The sequence below is a fragment of the Glaciecola siphonariae genome (genome assembly GCF_042652645.1).
GTDB lineage: Bacteria > Pseudomonadota > Gammaproteobacteria > Enterobacterales > Alteromonadaceae > Glaciecola > Glaciecola siphonariae.
This window is the reverse complement of record NZ_JBHSGU010000005.1, coordinates 193288-214145: the sequence shown is the minus strand read 5'-3', so window position 1 is coordinate 214145 and position 20858 is coordinate 193288. Positions and strand designations below refer to the sequence as shown.

Sequence of the window (20858 nt, the reverse complement as noted above, 5' to 3'; positions counted from 1 at the left end):
GTTAGCTAAAGCTGTGGCACTCTTACGGGTGCTTTGGGCTGCGCTTTAATGGGGTCTTGATAGCCCTCAAGCTCTTTAAGCGCCTCTTGAATTGCCCTATCAAGCTGTGGGTCTTTACCCTGACTTGTATGAATAGTGAGCTGCTCTACTTCAATATCAGGTGCTACGCCTTCATTCTCCACTTTCCACTGCCCATCTATATCGTAAAAGCCGGAACGAGGCGCCGTAATGTAACCGCCGTCTACTAGTGGCGGTACGCCCCAAATACCGACGAGTCCACCCCACGTGCGCTTACCGATAAGCTTACCCATATCATAAAAGCGGAACATGTAAGGCAGCATGTCGCCACCAGAGCCAGACACTTCGTTTATTAACATCACCTGTGTTCCCCACACGCCTGCGCCAGGGCTGGTCATGGGTTGGGTGGGCTTGAAAGGATTGTTGAAGAAGCCGTTTAACTCTCTGCGTAATACGCTAATGATATAGTCAGCGATAAAGCCCCCATGATTAAAGCGCTCATCTAAAATAACGCCAGGTTTGTCGGATTGTGCAAAAAAGTAACGATTAAAGCTGGTGTAGCCATCTTCTGCAGTATTAGGTATCCATACATATGCAAGTTTGCCGTTACTTGCTTTATCAACATAGGCGCGATTTGTTTCTACCCAATCGTTACGGCGCAAGGCAATGTCGTTTGCAATTGGCTTAACGTCAAAATGCTGTGGATTGTCGTCATCAGCACTTTTGCCAATGCTAATCTGGGTGACTTTACCTAAGGTTCCTTCAAAATACTCATACACGTTCTTATTTGGATTCACGCTTTGTCCATTCACGGCCAATAAGTAGCTGTTAGGAGCAATTTTATGAGCGACTTTTGCAAGCGGAGCTGCCATATTTTGCGCAGGGAAATAGCTCTCTCCAGTATAGATTTTTACTAATTTCACGCCCTCATCGTCTTGAACAAAATCAACGCCAAGCAAACCAATTTGGTTTGCGTCAATTTCTGGCTGTTCGCCCTCGCTTGTGTAGCTGTGGCCAACGGAGACTTCCGCTCCCATGGTATCTAATAAATACGTTAAATCAGCAGGATGGCTAACAGATGCCACCAAGGGCTGATAAGCTTCATATACCGCATCCCAATCAGCACCATGAAAATTATCTACATATAAGTAATCACGCTGAAAGCGCCACGCTTCTCGAAATACTTGCTGCCACTCTTGCGCGTAATTCACTCGCTTTTTCAAGTCCATGTTAAGGTGCTTATCGTCAGCAGAGGAGCCGGCGTCACTTGCAAACACATGCCAGCCTTGCTGAGTATTAACCAATACAGACTCTTTATTAAAAGATAGGTCGTATTGCTGCACCTTGCTAGCGAGCTTGCTTGATTGACGCTGCTCGCTGCTGTATTTCATTAAATCGCTTTGTTGCTCACCGTTTGCGTCTTGATAATGCGTTACATAAAATACGTCGCCCGCTTTACCGGCTTTTACATGACTAAAGTGTCCACTGTGGGCCATTAAAGGCATGACTCGTTTAGCTAAACCGTCAAACTTAATAGAAACTTTTACCGCATCATCACTTTTTTCTTCCTCTTGACCCTGTTCGTCAACACCTTCGTTTGCGCTCTCTTCGTCGCTTTGAAGCGCAATGGGTGAAGTGGCATCATCATTTAACAACATGTAGTAAAGATGATAAGTCGGGTTGAAAGAAATCGTCGACATATCGAGCCATGCAGCATGAGGACCATAATCGGTGCTGGCGATAAAATACAGCTTATCGCCCGCAGCGTCCCAAACCGGATAGCGAATCTCTGCCATACCGTCGCTGACTTTCGTGGTGCTGCGCCCGTCTACCGAATAGATTGAAAGTTCCCGAAACATATTGGCGTTTTGGGTGGTGTAGGCCACCCATTTACTGTCGGGTGACCAACCTGCCATGATTTCTGGCATCACATGTACGTTGGTGTTTTGGTCTATAAGTCTTGAACTGCCATTATCAATATTAACAATCCAGAGTTGTTGTTTGTTGTCGGTAAATATTACGCGTGAGTCATCTGGCGACCATTGCAAGGCCTGATAAAATCCGCTCTCTTTTAAGCTGATTTCTTTAAGTTGTTGACCGCGCTGATCTGCAATCACAAGTCGATACTCTCCCGAGGCGTCTGAGAACCATGCGATGCGCGTTCCATCGTTTGACCATGAAGGTGATACTTGGCGAGAATCTGAGCTGTCACTGATATTGCGCGGTGAGCCGTGCTCAACAGGAACCGTAAAAATATCGCCTCTGGCTTCAAACACTGCTCGCTTTGCGTTTGGCGAGATATCAAACGCCCCTAGGGTTTTGCTGGCATCGACATATTGCTCACGTAGCCAATAAAAATTGCTGTCGATGCTGATATTGATCTTTTGCGCCTGCCCACCATTTACACTTTGCTTATAAAAATCACCCATATACTCATAGATAAGCGTGTCGCCATCAACGGCAAAGCTCATCACGTCAAACTCGGTTGACTGCGTAACTTGCTCAATGTTTTTGCTTTGTGTGTTGTAACGAAACACATTCGCAATTTGCGAACGGTTTGACAAAAAGTAGATGAAGTCACCTTCCCAAACTGGGTCAAGGTCGAAGTCGTTATCAAAAGGTAAGTCACTTTCTTCTAAGGTGTTTAGGTCAATCATGCGCAAGGCTTGGTTTTGACCGCCGCGGTAGTTGCGCCACCCTCTGTCCCAAAAACCGGCGCGGCGAAATACAAGGCTTTGTGCGTCGGCCGAGAAGGAGCCAGAAAACGCGCGGTTCATGGGCAGACGCGAGGGTGTTCCGCCCTCAATTGAGACCACATATAATCTATCCCAACCGCGCGGCGCATTACTGCGAGTAGAGCGAAATAAAATAGACTCGCCATCTGGCGTCCACGCTACCGCGACGTCTGACCCGGGGTGATAGGTCAAGCGTTTGACCTCACCGCCATTGCTACTCACCAAATACACATCGGTATTACCTGCATATTCCCCGGTAAAGGCCACATGGCTGCCATTAGGCGATAATACGGGCATGCTCTCGCTGCCTTGAAAACTGGTAAGGCGCTTAGCCTCACCGCCATCTACGGAACTTACCCAAATATCGTTGGCATACGAAAAGGCAAGCTTGCCTTCACTGACACTAGGTTGCCTAAGTAATTGGCTCGCTTGGCTCGGTAAGCTCATTATTAGGAGGCATTGAAGTGTTACAAGCGCATAAAAAGACTTTAGAGAGGGTAGGGTCATGGTGCTCACTCACAAATGTAAATTATTTGTTGTTGCATCCATATTAGACGAAAGACGATAAAATAACTAGGTGGCTCGGCGCCGACTTTTTCGGATTGTTGCTAATCATCAAAACGCAGTAATCACACCGCAGTATTTGTTGAGCCAACTAAAGGATTAGAGCCAAAAGGCAGATTGCTTGAGAGAATGCCAAAGACTTTAACTCAATGATTTAGTTTTCTAGCGGTCTATGAGTTAGTTTTAGGCAAAAATACTCTTTATCAACAATCAATATTTTTGTGCGGTATACACGCCTAGGACATTCAGATTAAAAAGGACACGTCGAGAGGAGATAACCTTTGTAAAAATACAAACAAATTTGTTTTCAAACTCGATATTTTTTAATTAACTATAAGCATTAACTACAAGGAAAGTATTATGACTGAATTACAAATCAATCAAACGAGTGAAGTAAGCGGTCGGGTTCCACTTTTTTTGGCCATTGCAGTTTACGGTGAGTTAGCTGTATTTGCAGCGACGTTTAGCGGCATTGCTACTTACAATACTCTAAAATAATAGGGAGGCTTGAATATGACTGAATTAAGTGTTCACGAAACAGAAATGACCAGCGGTGGCTTTTTATTTTTAGCGCCGGTTGCAATGGCAATGTTTGCACCAACCACAATAACTGCAGGCGGAGCTGCTACAGCCTTAGGTGTAGGTGCGGGCATAGGTGCAATTGCTGGCGGTTTCATGGCAATATATAGCTAATCAAATTTAGGACGCCTTGTGCGTCCTCTTTAGGAATTTTATGAAATACTCTGTAATAATCTCAACCGTTGTACTCAGTATCGCTTGTATTTTAGGTGTGAGCTATCTGCTTTTTTTGGGCCTAGAGCCGCAAAATCAAACTACTAACTACCCACCTCCAGCCATCTTATTGGGCATAATAGTGCTTTGCATAGTCTACCTCGTTGCCGTTTATAAAAATAAAGCATACGCGCTTTACATTTTTTTATTGCTGCCATGTTCAGTGATGTTTTTGTATTTAACAAAGAGAGGCTTGTCCCTGAGCGAAATGTCTGACCCAGATGCAATGGTCATCGGAGGCTTTGTTTTAATACTTGCTTTGGTGGGTCGGGTTATATTGACATCTAAATCTAAAAATCTATTTTAAACATGGTGAAGCTCGGCAGAGCTTGAGTACGGAGTTGGTCGGTCAATACAGCTTGCTAATCAGGCACATTACCCACGATTAAAGCAAGGTAAGCAATTTATACGCTGCCAAAAGCACTACTGTTAATATCACCACGATAGCAGCCACATTATTAAGCGCTGTGTTTTTAGCGCTTTGCATCATGTTGCTGTTGTTGCACACCACCAGAAGCAATATGGCTGAGATGGGTAGTAATAAGGCATTGGCAGCTTGGGCTAGCACAATTACTGCAAAGGGCTTTGCACCTGATACCGATACCAATACACCCACCGCAATAATAGCCAAGCTCAGGCCTTTAAAACGCCAGTCGCTAAGCTCGGCACGCCAAGCGAATAAGCCCGAAATAGCGTAACTGGCCGCAAGCGGTGCAGTGATTGCGCTACTGAGCCCAGCGGCAAATAAGCCTAAGGCGAAAAATAAGCTGGCATTGTCGCCCAATAAAGGAGCCAGTTGATTAGCGATGTTGTTGCGGTCCATCGCAATACCCGTGGCAAAAAAGGCGGTTGCTGCAGACGACATCACGGCAAAAGTGACCAAACCTCCTAAACCAATTGTGGCAAATAAACCAGTCTTGCCGCTACCTTGGTTTGACCCATCACCTGCGCCATTTGCACTGCTGTCTTTAGCGCTAAGTCCTGCATGCAGAAATAAGTTGTATGGCACAATCGTGGTACCAATGATTGCGAGGAGCAGGGCATAGTCACTAAATAGCCCTTGCTCAAGGGTAATTCCCTCGTACAAGGCGGATAAATCTAAACCAGCTATAAACATCAAACTAATAAAGACCAAACTCATTAACGCAACCAGAGCAATTAATAAGCCCTCAATTAGCTTATGTTGATTGCTGATTAGCAGTAGCGCGGCAATGACACCTAGCGCCAGCGACCACATGGCTATACTGCCGCCAAAGCTAGCGCTCAACCCTAGGCCTGCGCCGGTTAGGTTACCACCCTCATAGGCGGCATTGCCTACACCAATGGCAATGCAAATTAACGCACTGGCAAACCATTTCCAAGCACGTTTGTTGTAAAGCAATAAGATTGATTCTGACAGGCCTTTGCCGGTTACTGAGCCCAAGCGTGAGGCCATTTCTTGCAAAACGCAGGTTGCAAAAAGCGCAAAAACCAAGGCCCAAACAAGCTGATAGCCTAGCTGAGCACCGACTAATGAGGCGGTAGTAAGCGTGCCGGGGCCGATAAATGCAGCAGTGATGATGATGCCTTTGATTGCAGCGCGCAAAGCGAGACTCCTTTGGTGATCAAGCGGTATTGCGCTATCATGACACGCTCTTTTGTTGGTTTACAGCCTAAATATTGATGAATTTACTAGCCCTATACGCACATCCAGAACATGCTCAATACCTTCGCTCTCGATATTTTGTAGAGGGCGCAATCACGGGTGCATGCGCATCTCCCGATATTCCATTGCCAGACACTTGGTTGCCATGGACACTAGGCGATATCGCGCAGTCACAAGGGGCAAGCGCCAAGCAAATCGATGAGATATTTGAACATTTGTTTGGTTTTTTTAAGCACACCCTCGCGCAAATGAAAGAAAATCAGCTGCATGTGCCTGACTATGCTCAATATGACGGGCCAAGCAATTCTGCCCCTTTACAGGATTATTGTGCGGGCGTGATGTTAGCGCATCAGTCCTTAGAAAAGCTTTGGGCAAGCGCATGGCGACATATGCAGCAAGCAAAACCAGCTGAAGCCCCCGCTTTTGCAAAAGACCTTAAACACTGCTTATTGGTGTTTTCAACCTTTGCCGACCCTCGAGCCGCCATTGAACAGGCTCATGCACGTGCAGAGCCAGAGCTCGAAAAAAAGCTGCCGCTAATCGCACAATCACTTGAAAGTACATTACTGCAATATGTCTCTATTTCAGGGCGCTTAGCCGCTTTTTTACCCAATCAGTTTGAAACGTTTAGACAAGACCCTAAGTCGCCAGCGTAGTGGTTTACGTAGTAATTTAATTACGAGGCAACACATTAAACCGGCACTTTAAACATTTTGAACAGTTGAAATGTCCACACTATTAAATAGCCTAAAAACACGCCTACAACTGAGCTCAAAAAAGTCATGTTCAACTGCGGCACAGAGTCTTGATTGGCTAGGCTTACCAATATAGACACAGCTGCAAGGAATAAGGTTGTGGCGCTGGCAAAGTTAATTAAGCAAGCTTCTAATCTTCGAAACGCTTCTGCCTTGTTTTCTTCTGCGAACCAAAACGCTTTATTGGGTAAGTTAACGCTGTCTTCTGGAAATTTTTTTATCGAAATAGCGATAAGATAAAGGGGTAAAACTGCAAATAAGGTGACCGCTAGCCAAATCAGCAAGAGAGTAAAGCTAGAGGATGTATTGTTAACTGAGCCGTCTGCACCAAAGTGAATGGCTACTTGTTCGGGAGAGACTGCATAGCCGCCAATAAAACAAGCTATGCTTACAAAAAGGCTCACCCAAAAAATAAGTTTGGTTTTTTCTAGCTTGGTTGGTTTTAGCATACTTTGTTTTAACTTAACTTGTTTTAACTTATCTTGTTATACCTTCGCCCGGTGCATGCTGCAAATTCCTTTTTAAACATTTGTTAAAAGCGAGTCGGCGCGATGCGCAATGCTTAATCACCACCATTCACTCCGTAAGGCCATCGATTTTAAAGAATGATTGGCCGCGTCGGTACAAGCGTCTAAATAGTGAGCTCATTTTTTCATAATCCCTGTCGAATAATTTTACAGATGAGTTTTCACTTGGTCAAAATATCAGATAAGCTATTGAATTAATTGTATTATTTTTAATGGCACGGTTCTTGTTTACGTGAAATTTAAATTCACCACTCATTATTATTAGCACGGAGAAGCATATAATGAAACGTACCACAATCACGCTCGCAGGTTTGTTTGCATCAGCCTTATTTGCAGCAAGCGCAAACGCAGCGTTACTTTTTCAAGGTTCAAGTTTTAACACCACAGAGGTTCCTCTTACAGTTGCAGAGGCTCGCGCAGCGTGGGAAGCTGAGCTCTTTTCTTTTGATATCGACGATTTAGATAATATCAGTGGCGGCAGTCCTATCACATCAGCTTTCGGCAACGTTTATTCTGATACTGGCAATGGAAGTTCAATTACAGCCGACTCAGATCGAATTCGTGGGTCAAGAGGCGGCGCGCCGCTCATCCAATTTGATGTGGTTTTTCCTGCACCCGTAAATGCGGTTGGATTTGACGTATTAGACAATGACGGCGGCGAGATGAGCCTCACATTAACCGACGCACTTACCTTAGAAGAGACAACATTTAACTTCACATCTGTTGCCGGTTCTGGGCGTACAGAGTTCTTTGGCGTTATCTTTGCTCCAACAACGTTTATTTCGTCTTTACGTGTGGGCGGTACGGATCCAGGCGGTATTACTAGATGGGATAACTTTACTACTGGTGTAAGCCAAGCGGCGGTTGACGCAGTTAGCGCTCCAGGTGTGTTTTCGCTGTTCGGCCTAGCGCTAGTTGCGTTTGGTTTAAGAAAAATGCGCAAATAATTGTCATTCGATATCATCAAAAGCCCGGTAGTCACCGGGCTTTTTTGTATGCTAAAAAGGCTTAAGAACGGCCAGAATAACTATTGCTAATAAGGCAAGTACTGGTGCTTCATTTAGAAAGCGATAAAATTTAGGGCTGTGAGTATTCGCGTCGCGAGCAAACACTTTTACTAGGTGCCATAGATACATATGGTAGACATAAAATAGCGCAACAATGCTGAGCTTTGCGTGCAGCCATCCGCTAGCTTTGAGCCAGTCAGTCCCGTATATATACATTATAATGGCGCCTAGAATTAACGTTAGCAGGGCAAACGGCGTGATAAAAAGCCAGAGTCTGCGCTCCATGACCTTAAATTGGTCTTTTACGGCTTGTACCTCAGTATCGGCGTGATAAACAAATAAACGAGGCAAGTAAAATATGCCCGCCATCCATGCAATCATAAAAAATACGTGAAAGGCCTTAAGCCAGAGTATGCTCACTGTTTTCTCCAGTAAAAAATGTCAATTAATGTTGCTGACGCTGCATGTAATTATGCACCATATTCCACGTGATCACGCCGCATATTTCTTTGCCGTCTAATCCACTAATAATCACCGCCCCTTGACGACGAGTTTGCAAGGCGTCGTATACATCGGCAAGGGTATGCTGCTGACTGAGCACTTGAGTGTCTTGCATGCTTAAGGCGCTTTCATTCTCTTGTAAACTCACGTTTAGCTCAACAATTTGACAAGATGAAAGATGATCAGAGGTCTGATTTATTAGCGTTTGCTCGGGATGCTCTTGAAGATGGTCATAAAGCGCTTTGTCGGCGGCAAACTTAAACACCTTTATATCGGTTTTCATCATTGCCATTACGCCAGTTTGTTGAAGTACATCTCTTATCACTGAAGTGGTATAGGGCAATCCTTGGTACTCAAGCTGCTGGATAAACACCGACCTGTTATTGCACATTTGTTTGGCGGTAACGTAGGCGCTCACAATCACAATAATAGAAGGCAAAACTGCTTGAGGGCTGGCCGCAAGCTCCATTGCGGCGGTCAAGGCAGCCATGGGCGCATGCAGCACTGAGGCTAAAAAACCGGCTAAGCCCAGCAGGGCGTAGGTTGTCGTCATGTCTTGTTCCATCAAAGGCATAATAGGCTGCATGAGCTGCATAAGTAATAAGCCAAGCAACATACCAATCACCATAACCGCACCGATAATGCCGCCGGGCACGCCTAATCCAATGGCAACTATCGCCAGCGCAAATTTGACGAAAAGCAAGAGCATCAGCCCCTGCATTGTAAATTCGCTATTGATAAAATGGTATACGTTTATAAATTCAGCGCCCATGGCTTGAGGCATAGAATACCCAGCTATGCCGGTGACGAACGCCGCAATGAATAATCGGCCCATCATGTTAACCGGCCTAAACAAGCGCATGAGCCACATTAACTGACGGTTAAATTGAGATGCCGCGACGCCAATAACAATACCCATAAGTACTAAAAAGGGAAGTTGCTGTACCGGTACAGGCGTAAAGCTTAAAAAACTCAGTTCACTTACATCGCCAAAAACGGCGCGGGTTAATACCGACCCACACGCGGCCGAAAGCATGACCGGAATAAAAATATGCACTTTGTATTCGCGTAACACAACTTCCATTACGAAAATTACGGCGGCCAGAGGCGTATTAAAAGCCGCTGATATACCTGCTGCGATACCGCATCCGGCGAGTATACGCAGGCTGTTAAAGGGGGCACTGAGCCAATGGCCTACGAGATGACTGGCCCACGCGGCCAAATGAACGGTGGGTCCTTCTTTGCCCACAACAAAGCCGCTGGCGAGGGCGAATAAACCGCCAAAAAACTGGTTGATGGTGGTGCGCATGGGAATGTGCCCATAGAACTGCTTTACCCTGTGAATAACAAAGGGAATGCCCATCCGGTAGTGTTTAAATCCGGTGAGTTTTGCTACGACAATAATGAAACAAACCGCGACTATAGGAAGCGCTAGACGGTATTCAGGTACAAGGGCTGCATAATTGCCAATTCCGTCGAGCATAAACACGTGCGATAATGACAACAGCCAGCGAAAGAGAATAATCACAAAGGCGGATATTAGCCCACCCGCCAGCCCCACAAGGCAAAGCTGCACGGACGTACTCGGTTGTGATAGCGCCAGCCGGAGAGATTGTAGTGACATGGCTCATCTCTTATAAAACGTTGATTTATCGTAACATAAGCAAAAACCAAAGGAGAGATTTTTGATGTCGGATGACAAATCAAAAAGCTCACAAGCAAAAAAACCTCGCACCTCAAAGCCGCGCGGAAAGAGTACGGGCGCGAAAAAAAACCACACGACCAAAGGCGCTACTAAGCCCGCAGCCAAGCCACCAGCGAAGCCCGCAGCCAAGCCCGCGGCCAAGTCGACTAAGCCCCCAGCAAAACCCGCTGCTAAAAATGAAGCCAAGCCCGCAGATAAACCCGAAGATAAACCCGTCACCAAGCCCGAAGCGTCTAAATCGCCCGCAAAACCGGAAAGAAAAAAAGCGTCGAATAAAAAAACTGCCACACCGGCGCAACCAGCGCCAGCACAAAGTAAAAATGTGCCTGCTACGGCTACTTCAATACAAAAATCGCCAGAGAGTGCGTCGGCCACGCCTAATAAGCCAGCGCCTTCCGGCAGACGACTGAATTTTGTAAAAGATTATGGCCTCATGCTTGGTGCCCTCGGCATTTGTTTTTATTTGGGGTTTGCGAGCGCAACTTGGTATGACAAAACGCAATCGAGCGAACTTAATGCAATGAAGCAATCCATTGCCAACCTTACTCAAGAGAACCAAACGCTCCATTCGCGAATGAACACGATGGAAATTGAACTGGATGTTGCAAAGTTAGCTAATGAACAACATCAAAAGCGTTTGTTAGCGCTCAATGCCCAAGAAAATACGCTAAAAGAACAGCTCGGATTTTATCAACGCATTATGGCGCCCGAATTGAGCCAAGACGGCTTTATGATTGAGGGCATAGAAGTGCTCGATACCACCAATGTGCGTGAATACACCTTGAATTTCGTCATGTTACAACGCGAAAAACTTAAAGGAGTGATTAAAGGCAACTTGCAAATAAGCTTGAGTGGCACAAAAGATGACACCGCAGTGCGTTATAATTTATCGGATTTGGCATCAATGAGTGCAGACAAACTTTCTTATAGTTTTAAATACTTTGAGGTAGTAAGCATAAACTTTACGTTGCCGGAGGACTTTTTACCGCAAGCACTTGAAATTGAAACCAGTGTGTATAGATATAAAACGAAGCAGGGCGATTATAGCACCTCGATTCTATGGCAAGACGCCTATAATGAGTGAATACTTGATTAAACTACTCAGGTACTAGATAATCGCGCCATTATGTATCATGCCTAATGAACGAGTTTGGAGAAGTGCATGTCAGTTGAAACAGCGATGCCGATTGAATTTTCAGACGCAGCCGCGAAAAAGGTCGCCTCTTTAGTCGCTGAGGAAGAAAACCCCAATTTAAAGCTACGAGTCTATGTCACTGGTGGCGGTTGCTCAGGCTTTCAATACGGTTTTACCTTCGATGAAAAGGTAAACGAAGGCGATATGACAATTGAAAAAGAGAGCGTAGCACTAGTCGTTGACCCTATGAGCCTGCAGTATTTGGTAGGCGGAATTGTTGATTATACTGAGGGTTTAGAGGGCTCCCGCTTTTTGGTGAATAATCCTAACGCAACCACAACATGCGGGTGTGGCGCGTCATTTAGTATTTAATTCTGATTTGATCATTAATTGTTTAAGTCAATAAAGTAAACATTGCGAGTACATCGATGATGAAACTATACGGCTCAAAGCCATCTCCCTACGTCCGCAGACTTCGTATGCTAATGGCAAAGTTGGATTTTGAGTTTGTTGTTGTAGATGTGTACGCACCCGCCGACAGAGCGATGCTCGTAAAGCACAATCCTACGCTTAAAATCCCGATGCTTGATGACAACGGTCAGATTGTGCTCGATTCAGGGGTTATTTATCAATATTTAGCCAGCAAAGGGCAGGCTGATGCTCTGTCAGTTGCACAACAAAATCATTTAAGCGCGATTGAAGCGGCGACCGACTCGTTTGTGAACTTATTTTTGTTGAAACGTTCAAACGTAGATACCGACCAAGATGCGCTTTATTTTCGCTTGCAGCGAGAGCGTATAGCGGCGGTGTTCGATAGTTTGGAAAGTGCCATAGAGTCAAAGGACTTTGCGCGCTGGGATTTTTTAACCATGACTTTGTTTGCGCTGCTTGACTGGATCATTTATCGCGAGCTTTACAAGATGGACAACTATCCTAAGCTTTGTGCATTTGTTGACCGCTACGCTAGACATGAAGATGTTATAAGTACTGACCCTCGCTAGGTTGAACTCGCTAGGTTGAAAAATGCACCTCTGCACGCAGCGCGATACCAAAGGAGGTTCTAAAATCTTCCTCTCGCAGCCATACGATAAATGGCTCAATTTCAAGGTATAACCACTCTCGTAGGATTCTGCGCTTGTAGCGAGCGCTCACCAACATGCTTTCTTTTCGGTATACTGGGCGGCTTAGGCCATCAATCATCGCGGTAAATAAATAGCTGGTGTCATTTTTGCCTAAGACTAAATACCGGGCTTCATGCCGCCAGTACCAGTCCTCTCGATTGTCTCGATACTGAAAGCTATTGGTTAGTTCAAAAGCGGTGTTTGGGCTTATTTGCGTGCTAACAACCCCGTCTACTTCAAAGCCAAATTTATCGCCCGAGTAATAGTTTGCCTCAGCGTAATAATAAAATTTTGTGGCATCGCTAATGCTGATTTCATTGTTGTAGCGAGCGCGCGTATATAGCTGACTGCCCCTACCAAAACCTATGCGGTATGAAAGATGGTCTTCTTTGTTTTTCTTAAACTGCAAAGCCACCACCGCACGATCGTTTGCGCTTAGGTCACTGTTTTGCGCCGCTTTGATATCTTGCTGATTGATATTGTCTTCTTCATCTGACAGTAAAAGTTCTACTCTGTCTTTTAAACCAGGCAGTTTTGCGCGAATGCGAAAGCGCAAATCAAACTCGCTTAAATCGCCACTGCGCGGCTCCCAACCAAAGCGCAAGCGCCCGCTGGTGGTCGCAACACTTGGGTCGCTGCGGCTATGCAAAAACCAGCTATTAATAGTATTGGCAGTAGAATCTACCCCATAATTAAGATAACAATATGCATCGTCTAACCATGCTTTTTCAGTGCAGTACCGATAGCGAGACTCAAAAGTGGCTGAGTTGGTTCTTGGCGCAGGCGGCGCGGTCTCATCATCGGTAAGCCAAGGCGGTTGAGGTTCGTCTTGCGCGACTTGAGTAACACTTTCTTTTGAAACAAGTGCATCAGTTGAAACAGGTACATCCGTTGAAACAAGTTCAGTCGACTGTGCTGGCTCCGCGTTTACGTATGGCCCAAGCAACAGCATTGTAATGCCAGCACTGTAAAGTACTGCCATGGTGAAGCAAACCTTGAAATCACGTGACGTGGATGTCTTCATTGTAATTGGTTTATACCTACTGCGCCTTGTTTGTTGTTGCGTGTCTGTCGCTCTGTATTCGTTGTTCTATCTCAGTCGCTCTTTATCTGCCCTTTTGTTTCTGTAAAAGCGCTTCTAATGCTAATGGCTAACAGATGTTAATTGGCGCTTATACTTTCGCTAATACTTTCGCTTAAACATTACGCTCAACTCTCAAGCCTTCTGTTACAAAACACACCGCAAATTTTTATGATGCATGAGCTTATCCAATGATATACTCAGACATCAGTATACAATACGACCATATAAATCGAACATTTACAATTTATTGACATCTATATCAGGTAGATAAGTCAGATGAATATGCGCAAAAGGAAATCTCATGGGAATTAGTATTTGGCAAATTGGAATTATTTTGTTGATAGTGGTGTTGCTTTTTGGAACCAAAAAGCTACGAAACGTAGGCGGTGATTTAGGCTCAGCGCTAAAAGGTTTCAAAAATGCCATGAATGATGACGCCGACAAGAAAGACGCCGATGCAAAAGATGCCGACTTTCAAGCCGTTGAAAACAAGAAAGATGATGCTGCTGTTGCTTCAAATGTGCAGTCTTCAGTCAAAGACAACGATAAGGTTGCTTCAAAAGACTAACGCTTATGTTTGATATCGGGTTTTGGGAAATTTTGCTCATAGGGATAATCGCTTTGTTAGTGATTGGCCCTGAGCGCTTGCCGTCATTTATTCGGTCAACCGCCGATACCATTAAGTCTATAAAAAGCGTGGCTAACGGTTTTAAAGAAGAGGTGTCACAGCAGTTGAAAACCCATGAGCTTCATGAAAACCTAAAAAAAGCAGAGCAAATGGGGATGGAAAATATTGGTGGCGATATCAAAAAGAGTGTAGACGAGTTAAGGGCAGCGGCGGAGTCTGTGCAGCAACCTTATAAAACACCGTCGAACACCATTTCATCGACATCCAAGGCTCCATCATCTGGAACATCAGCATCTGAAACACCAGCATCTGAAGCACCAGCATCGACAGCTCAGGCACCTGAAGAGCAGGACACCGACCTTAGTATGCAAAGCGGTACCGATGACGGTAAAAAACAGTCATCGGTGTTGAGCGATACAAGCACTCCTTCCTCAGATAAAGACAAATAGTATGGCCGAACAGAGCAGTTTTATTTCCCATTTAATAGAGCTTCGCACACGAATTTTGCGTGCTTTAATGGCGGTGTTATTTGTGTTTTTATGTTTGTTTTATTTTGCACAAGACCTCTACGCCTATTTAGCACAGCCTTTGGTTGCCAGTATGCCTGTAGGCGCGAGCATGATTGCAACAGACGTTGCCTCACCATTTTTAGCCCCTTTTAAATTAACCCTAGTGCTGTCATTTTTTATCGCAATTCCGGTGGTCTTGTATCAAGTGTGGGGATTTGTAGCGCCTGGCCTTTATAAAAATGAAAAGAAAATGGTTGCACCGCTTCTGGTTAGCAGCACGCTTTTATTCTACTCAGGCATGGCCTTCGCTTATTATGTGGTGTTTCCGCTGGCGTTTATGTTTTTCAACAGCGTCGCACCCGACGGCGTGCTCATAAGCACCGATATATCGAGCTATCTCAATTTTGTTTTAAAGTTATTTTTTGCCTTTGGCGTGGCCTTTGAAATTCCAGTAGCAATTATTTTAATGTGCTGGACCGGTGTTACTACACCCGATAATTTGCGCAAAAAGCGACCCTATGTGGTGGTGGGCGTTTTTGTAGTCGGCATGTTGCTAACGCCTCCCGATGTTATTTCGCAAACCTTATTAGCCTTGCCGATGTGGTTACTCTTTGAGATTGGCGTGATAATAGGTAGCCTCTATACTAAAAAGCGCGCAGAACAAGAACAGCAAGCGGAGTCAGAACAATGAAAAAAACATGCGTACAAGTATTGTTAGTTGTTGGGGGCTTGCTGCCTTTGAATCTCCAAGCGCAGTCGATTGAAGACGCCAGAAAATGCACCACGATTGAAAATGACAGTGTCCGGCTAGCGTGTTTTGATAATTTTTTCCACAGCGATTCGCTTAGCAGCGCTAAAACAAAAGCAGCATCAGGTTTAGCACCTGCGAATCAGACACCTGAAATGACGGTAGCGCCGCCAACCTTTAACGAGACTGCTCAAGCAAGCGCGCCCTCGCCGGTCTCGCTGCCATTGCAAACAACTGCGCCCTCGCAAACAAGCACGCCTCAAATACCTGCAACATCAAATACACCACTTGCCGCGCCTGATGTCAGCAAGCAAGTTGCTCAAGCGCCCAGCAGCAAGGCCGATTTAATCGACCAATTTGGCGCAGAGGACCTGCAGCGTGAAGCACCGCAGCAAGCGCGATTAGACCGAATCGACAGCGTAATTGACGATATCAGTGAGAATAATCGAGGCATTCGCACCTTCACCTTGGCCAATGGGCATAAATGGCGAGAAACGGAAAGCAGCCGTTTGCGTTTGAAAAAAGGCATGGCAATTTATGTTGAAAAGGGCGCGCTGTCGGCTTACTTCTTAGGAAAAGAGAGCAGCAATCGCCGTGTGCGAGTAAAAAGAGTTCAGTAGATGCCTTGGTTTGACGTTGGCGTCAATTTGCTAGACCCGCGTTTTGACTTAGCGCAGGTTCTGCAAGAGGCGGCCGATGCTGAGGTTCACGATATCTTAGTTATTTCGAGCGATATCGATGAGTCTGAAAAGGCCCTCGCCTTATTGACTCAACATCGGCCGCCGAATAATTCAACAGCCGCTAACCCATTTTCTAAGCTTCCTCAACTGCACGCCACTGCCGGTGTCCATCCTCATTATGCAGATTCAGCAGATGCTTATTCATGGGCTAAACTTCGGGCTATTTTGGCCGATAATCAAATAAGTGCAGTGGGCGAGTGTGGATTAGACTTTAATCGGAATTTCTCAAGCCAAAGCAATCAGATTGCGGCCTTTGATACTCAACTGCAGTTAGCGCGTGAATTTCAATTAGGTGTATACCTGCACGAGCGCGATGCATTTGAACAACAGTGCAAGATGCTGCGCAAGGTTTACCAAGATTTACCGTTTTTGGTGGCGCATTGTTTTACGGGAAATGAGCAGCAGATGCTGCAATATTTAGATTTTGGCTGTTATGTGGGCGTCACAGGGTGGATTTGTGATAACGCCCGAGGCGCCGATTTACAACAAGCGGTGAGGTCGCTGCCACTTAATCGACTGCTGCTTGAAACCGACGCACCGTATTTGTTTCCTAAAACGCTTCGCCCGCGTGCGAAACAAAACGCACCTAAATATATAAGTGCCATTGCCGAGAAAGTGGCCGAGATAAAACAGATAGACGTAGAAGAGGTGGCGGCAGCGGCTTACAGCAATGCCAAGGCTTTATTTTCACGTGGGGCGCATCAAAGCGCCTATAAAGACTTTTACTAAAGGAAGTTAATGCAGTCAAATCAAGTGATGCCAAGAGATAGGAGCTATTGGATAGCGGCGATTGTGTCGTTGTTCGTGCTTGGGCTATTAGCACTTACTGTCTCGTTGACTTCAAAAATAGAAGAAAAAAGTCTGCCCTTTGATGCGCGGTATTTTGTTGAGCAACCCGCTGCAGGACTCGAATCACTCAATGAGCAGTCGGTGTTAGCGCTAGATGACAATCTCTGGCAAAGCTTTGAAAAAGAAAATTTAGGCCTCTCTGAGCGTGTTCACTGGATAAAACTGCAAACCGAAACCTTATTAGTCGACGAACAGTACTTATTTGAACTTAACTACGGCCTGTTAGATAACGCAGACGTTTGGGTTTACGCTCATCACATGAGTGAGGATGGCAGCGCTCGGTATGAACAAATCGCGACCTATTCAGTTGGTGATACACAGTCTTTTTATTTTCGTCCTATTCAGCACGAGCAGTTTTTGTTCCCAGTTTATGCTGAAACCACTCACGTTACATTATTACTGAAGCTTTATGGCGAAGGGCCAATAAAAGCGCCCTTGAGGCTGTGGGAAAAATCAGATTTTATTGAATACAGCGGCTCGCACAAACTGTTTATGGGCTTGTTTTTTGGCTACATGATTGCCATGGCCTTGAGCAACTTATTTATTTACGCGACAACGCGCAACCCCATTTTTGCCGTTTATACCGCCTATGTGCTGAGCATCGGCATGGTGGCTGTGACGCTGCACGGTATGGGGTTCCGCTATCTTTGGCCTGATAACATTTGGTTTCAGGAGCGCGCTATTGCATTTTTTGCGTGTTCGACGCTCATTCTCATTATCACTTTTTCGATTCAGGTCTTGGATTTAAAAAACAACAGCATACGCGCGTTTAAATTGCTCAAATTAGTGCGATATGTGTTTTATGCACTATTTGTAGCTAGCTTTGTGATGCCGTATTCACTGCTCTTAACGAGCGTATTGGTCATGATTGCCTGCACCACACCGGTCATTTTAGTTTCAAGTTTATCATTGGCGATAAAGGGCAATTTGATTGCGCGCTATTTTTCAGGTGCGTGGGCCGCTTTGCTGATGTCGGGTATTGCGCTGGCCTTCGAAAATTTTGGCCTTTACGAACTGCCCATGGACTCGAGCTATTTGCTCATGGTTGGCGCTATTACCGAAACGCTATTGCTTGCACTTGCCTTGGCCATCAGTTTCAGCACTCAATATAAAGAAGCCGAAGAGGCAAGAGCCCTTGCCGTTGAAAACGAGCGCCAAGCGATGGCGGCCAAAGACGAGCTACTGCAAGTGCAGCAAGAAAGTCAGCAGGCCTTAGAATACAGTGTTGAGGAGCGCACGCTTGAACTTGAAATTGCGATGCGAGAACTCTCGGAGGTTAATCAAGAGCTTGAACGCTTAAGCGCCATTGACCCGCTCACCGGATTAATGAATCGACGTTATTTCGACAAACGTTTATTGGCCGAAACGCGCCGCAGTCGCCGCGAGCAGCGCATCTTGAGCTTAGCCATGCTAGACATCGATTTTTTCAAAAAAATTAATGATGAGCATGGCCACTTGGCCGGCGATGAGTGCCTTAAAGTATTTGCTAGCACCTTACAAGAAAACATAAAGCGCCCCTCAGATATAATCTGTCGTTACGGTGGCGAAGAATTTGTGGTTATTCTGCCTGCTACCGATTTAGAGGGTGCGCATAAACTGATGGAAAGAGTCAGGTCCGCACTTGAACAAACATCGGTAAACTTTGAGGGTAAGCGCATCTCGATGACGGTGAGCATTGGCTTAAGCTCAAAAGTCATGTCGAACGATGACGAGCAAGCCGCGCTGCTAGCCTTTGCCGATAAATTGCTTTATCAGGCAAAAGAGTCGGGACGTAATCAAGTGATCGCGCAAGCTTACTCAGCATGATAGTGGGTACGCGAAGCACTCAAAAGCTTGCCCAGCAAAGCGAGCATGGTAGCACTCAAGATAACGCTCATCTGCAAAGTGAGGCGCCCTACAGTATTCTAGCCTCAGTGCGCCAGCAGCCGCTCATTACAGCATTTCTTGCTTTGTCGCTTACCTTATTAATTTACGTTTGCGTGCAGTTGGGTATTGCTCAGACTGCGACTCGAGATATTGGTGCGCGCTCGTTTTTAGTTGAATCAAACGTAGCAAGCAGTGGCGGTAAGATGACGATTGAGCAGGTACTTGCGCTCTCGCCATCTGCTTGGCGGTCAGCCGACAAACTTAATTTTGGCAATACTACCGATGCGCATTGGATAAAAGCACGACTTAAAAACAACGATGGGGTAAATCGCAGGCTGCTATTGATGGACGATATTTTGCTAGACGAAGTGGAGCTTTGGATAGTAGACGAGCAACAAAATATCCTTGAATATGCACAATTTGGTGACACTCAGCCTTTTTATTATCGTCCCATTGCATCTGCTTCCTTTTTATTAGAGATACCTTCGGCAGACGGTGAACTCACCGTTATAGCGCGGGCGCAAACCTCAATCGCGCTTAACCTCAATTTTGATATTTGGGACAGCGCTCTATACCTAGAACATATGAGCAATCTCACGCTATTCCATGGTCTTATTTTTGGCTATATTTTTGCGTTAATCTGCTACTCATTGCTTATGTTTGCTACCTCAAATAACACTGAATATGTATATTATGCGGGTTATTTGCTGGCGTTTGGTTTGCACCTCGCCGCAGTGACCGGGCATGGCTTTCATTATTTATGGCCGTCTTCAGTTTATCTGCAGCAAACAATAAGCACACTGTCGATTAACGTTGTGACGTTGTGCTTATTTTTGTTTACGCAAAAAGTACTTCACCTTAAGCACAGCAATATCCTTGCCGCCCGTCTGCTTAAATGGCAAATATGGCTATATGCGGTCTTTGTTGGTTTAGGCATATTTTTCCCTAGCGCTGCATTGGTGAAGGTAAGTGTGCTGTCATTAGCGCTTTTTAGCAGCACGTCGATAGTGATTTGTTTAATGAGCCGTTCGCATGGCAAAGCCAGAGCAAATTTTTTTGCGCTGGTATGGGGCGTGCTGAGCATGTCGGTTTTTTTATCGGCCTTAGCGCGCTTTGGTCTTTTACCCGTGCGCGTAGAGCCCATTTTTATTTTAATTATCGCCTTCGCGCTAGAGACGCTGCTCATTGGAACGGCGCTCATCAATATGTATCGTCGAAACAAATACCATGCGCGCAAAGACAAAGAGCTAGCGCTTGCCAAAGAGCGCGATATGCTGATGGCCAAAGACGAACTAATTCAGACACAGCGCGATGCACAAGCGCGCCTTGAGAAACAAGTACAGGCACAAACTGCACAGCTTGAAAGCGCCCTTGGCGAGCTGTCTAAAACCAGTGCCGAGTTGAAACAAATGCGCAACGTTGACGGCTTAACTGGCTTGCCGAATCGTTATCTTTTTGATGAGCATTTGAGCGAGGTTACAGCGCAGTGTATTCAATCGCAATCGGTGCTAGGCATTGCTGCGCTCGATTTAGACCATTTTAAACACATCAACGATGCTTATGGCCATTTGGGTGGCGATCATGTGCTCAAAGCTTTTGCACAGATGCTTGGCAGCCTTGCGCAGCAGCATGACTTATTTGTTTGCCGCTTTGGCGGTGAAGAGTTTATTGCGGTAGGCAATAACAAAAGCTTAGATGACATGACCGCTATTATGGAAGGTGTTAGACTAGCCTTAGAGCAAAACATAATTGAATTTCAAGGTCAGCAAATTGCGTGCACGGTAAGTATAGGGCTTGTAGCCAAAGTCCCCGAGCAGCTTGATGACCACAAAACTATGCTCGCCCACGCCGACAACTTGCTGTATCGAGCCAAGCAACAGGGCCGAAATCTGGTGGTAGGTGAAGGCGAGGCATAAAGTCTATTTAAAG

19 protein-coding genes and 1 pseudogene are annotated in these 20858 nt (G+C 45.6%); 14 read left to right on the top strand and 6 right to left on the bottom strand.

Annotation, left to right across the window (positions count from 1 at the left end):
* Positions 1 to 5 precede the first annotated feature (5 nt).
* Positions 6 to 3200 carry a S41 family peptidase gene (locus tag ACFO4O_RS12155; protein WP_382408892.1) on the bottom strand — a complete coding sequence of 1065 codons (3195 nt, stop codon included), beginning with the start codon at positions 3198 to 3200 and terminating at the stop codon, positions 6 to 8.
* A 477-nt stretch (positions 3201 to 3677) separates the two neighbouring features.
* Here ACFO4O_RS12155 and ACFO4O_RS12150 point away from each other — a divergent pair, with 477 nt between their 5' ends.
* Both ACFO4O_RS12150 and ACFO4O_RS12145 read left to right on the top strand, forming a co-directional pair.
* On the top strand, positions 3678 to 3815 hold the full coding sequence (locus ACFO4O_RS12150; protein WP_382408890.1) for a class IIb bacteriocin, lactobin A/cerein 7B family: 138 nt from the start codon (positions 3678 to 3680) through the stop codon (positions 3813 to 3815).
* Between the two features lie 15 nt (positions 3816 to 3830).
* Positions 3831 to 4010 (top strand): hypothetical protein, encoded by a 180-nt coding sequence (locus tag ACFO4O_RS12145; RefSeq protein WP_382408888.1) that lies wholly within the window; start codon positions 3831 to 3833, stop codon positions 4008 to 4010.
* Between the two features lie 484 nt (positions 4011 to 4494).
* Here ACFO4O_RS12145 and ACFO4O_RS12140 read toward each other — a convergent pair whose 3' ends face one another.
* Positions 4495 to 5694 carry an Nramp family divalent metal transporter gene (locus ACFO4O_RS12140; protein WP_382408886.1) on the bottom strand — a complete coding sequence of 400 codons (1200 nt, stop codon included), beginning with the start codon at positions 5692 to 5694 and terminating at the stop codon, positions 4495 to 4497.
* Positions 5695 to 5771: 77 nt separating this feature from the next.
* Here ACFO4O_RS12140 and ACFO4O_RS12135 point away from each other — a divergent pair, with 77 nt between their 5' ends.
* Positions 5772 to 6410: a UPF0149 family protein gene (locus ACFO4O_RS12135; protein WP_382408884.1), complete on the top strand. Its 639-nt coding sequence runs from the start codon at positions 5772 to 5774 to the stop codon at positions 6408 to 6410.
* Between the two features lie 35 nt (positions 6411 to 6445).
* On the opposite strand, the gene ACFO4O_RS12130 is transcribed toward ACFO4O_RS12135, so the two are convergent.
* Positions 6446 to 6958: an SdpI family protein gene (locus ACFO4O_RS12130; RefSeq protein WP_382408882.1), complete on the bottom strand. Its 513-nt coding sequence runs from the start codon at positions 6956 to 6958 to the stop codon at positions 6446 to 6448.
* A gap of 359 nt (positions 6959 to 7317) precedes the next feature.
* Between ACFO4O_RS12130 and ACFO4O_RS12125 the strand changes: the two genes are divergently transcribed.
* Positions 7318 to 7983, top strand: coding sequence for a hypothetical protein (locus ACFO4O_RS12125; RefSeq protein WP_382408880.1), 666 nt, complete (start codon positions 7318 to 7320; stop codon positions 7981 to 7983).
* Between the two features lie 51 nt (positions 7984 to 8034).
* Here ACFO4O_RS12125 and ACFO4O_RS12120 read toward each other — a convergent pair whose 3' ends face one another.
* Both ACFO4O_RS12120 and ACFO4O_RS12115 read right to left on the bottom strand, forming a co-directional pair.
* Positions 8035 to 8463 (bottom strand): CopD family protein, encoded by a 429-nt coding sequence (locus ACFO4O_RS12120; protein WP_382408878.1) that lies wholly within the window; start codon positions 8461 to 8463, stop codon positions 8035 to 8037.
* Between the two features lie 25 nt (positions 8464 to 8488).
* Complete coding sequence (locus tag ACFO4O_RS12115; protein WP_382408876.1) at positions 8489 to 10168, bottom strand: chloride channel protein; 1680 nt, start codon at positions 10166 to 10168, stop codon at positions 8489 to 8491.
* 64 nt (positions 10169 to 10232) lie between these two features.
* Between ACFO4O_RS12115 and ACFO4O_RS12110 the strand changes: the two genes are divergently transcribed.
* From ACFO4O_RS12110 to ACFO4O_RS12100, 3 genes are all read left to right on the top strand, one after another.
* Entirely contained in the window at positions 10233 to 11333 is a 1101-nt protein-coding gene (locus ACFO4O_RS12110) for a DUF6776 family protein (protein ID WP_382408874.1), read from the top strand.
* Positions 11334 to 11411: 78 nt separating this feature from the next.
* Positions 11412 to 11756 (top strand): iron-sulfur cluster insertion protein ErpA, encoded by a 345-nt coding sequence (gene erpA / locus ACFO4O_RS12105; RefSeq protein WP_382408872.1) that lies wholly within the window; start codon positions 11412 to 11414, stop codon positions 11754 to 11756.
* A 56-nt stretch (positions 11757 to 11812) separates the two neighbouring features.
* A complete protein-coding gene (locus ACFO4O_RS12100; protein ID WP_382408870.1) occupies positions 11813 to 12385 on the top strand; it encodes a glutathione S-transferase family protein in 573 nt (190 codons plus the stop codon).
* A gap of 10 nt (positions 12386 to 12395) precedes the next feature.
* On the opposite strand, the gene ACFO4O_RS12095 is transcribed toward ACFO4O_RS12100, so the two are convergent.
* Complete coding sequence (locus tag ACFO4O_RS12095; RefSeq protein WP_382408868.1) at positions 12396 to 13487, bottom strand: hypothetical protein; 1092 nt, start codon at positions 13485 to 13487, stop codon at positions 12396 to 12398.
* A gap of 403 nt (positions 13488 to 13890) precedes the next feature.
* On the opposite strand from ACFO4O_RS12095, the gene tatA reads away from it, so the two are divergent.
* From tatA to ACFO4O_RS12060, 7 genes and pseudogenes are all read left to right on the top strand, one after another.
* Positions 13891 to 14157 carry a twin-arginine translocase TatA/TatE family subunit gene (gene tatA / locus ACFO4O_RS12090; protein ID WP_382408866.1) on the top strand — a complete coding sequence of 89 codons (267 nt, stop codon included), beginning with the start codon at positions 13891 to 13893 and terminating at the stop codon, positions 14155 to 14157.
* 5 nt (positions 14158 to 14162) lie between these two features.
* A pseudogene (gene tatB / locus ACFO4O_RS12085) lies at positions 14163 to 14453 on the top strand (Sec-independent protein translocase protein TatB); the annotation flags it as partial.
* A 214-nt stretch (positions 14454 to 14667) separates the two neighbouring features.
* On the top strand, positions 14668 to 15417 hold the full coding sequence (tatC, locus tag ACFO4O_RS12080) for a twin-arginine translocase subunit TatC (RefSeq protein WP_382408864.1): 750 nt from the start codon (positions 14668 to 14670) through the stop codon (positions 15415 to 15417).
* Positions 15414 to 16094 carry a hypothetical protein gene (locus ACFO4O_RS12075; protein WP_382408862.1) on the top strand — a complete coding sequence of 227 codons (681 nt, stop codon included), beginning with the start codon at positions 15414 to 15416 and terminating at the stop codon, positions 16092 to 16094. The genes tatC and ACFO4O_RS12075 overlap by 4 nt, the downstream gene beginning before the upstream one ends.
* A complete protein-coding gene (locus tag ACFO4O_RS12070) occupies positions 16095 to 16943 on the top strand; it encodes a TatD family hydrolase (protein ID WP_382408860.1) in 849 nt (282 codons plus the stop codon).
* A 9-nt stretch (positions 16944 to 16952) separates the two neighbouring features.
* Complete coding sequence (locus ACFO4O_RS12065; RefSeq protein WP_382408858.1) at positions 16953 to 18869, top strand: sensor domain-containing diguanylate cyclase; 1917 nt, start codon at positions 16953 to 16955, stop codon at positions 18867 to 18869.
* On the top strand, positions 18866 to 20845 hold the full coding sequence (locus ACFO4O_RS12060; RefSeq protein WP_382408856.1) for a diguanylate cyclase: 1980 nt from the start codon (positions 18866 to 18868) through the stop codon (positions 20843 to 20845). The genes ACFO4O_RS12065 and ACFO4O_RS12060 overlap by 4 nt, the downstream gene beginning before the upstream one ends.
* The last annotated feature ends 13 nt before the right edge of the window (positions 20846 to 20858 follow it).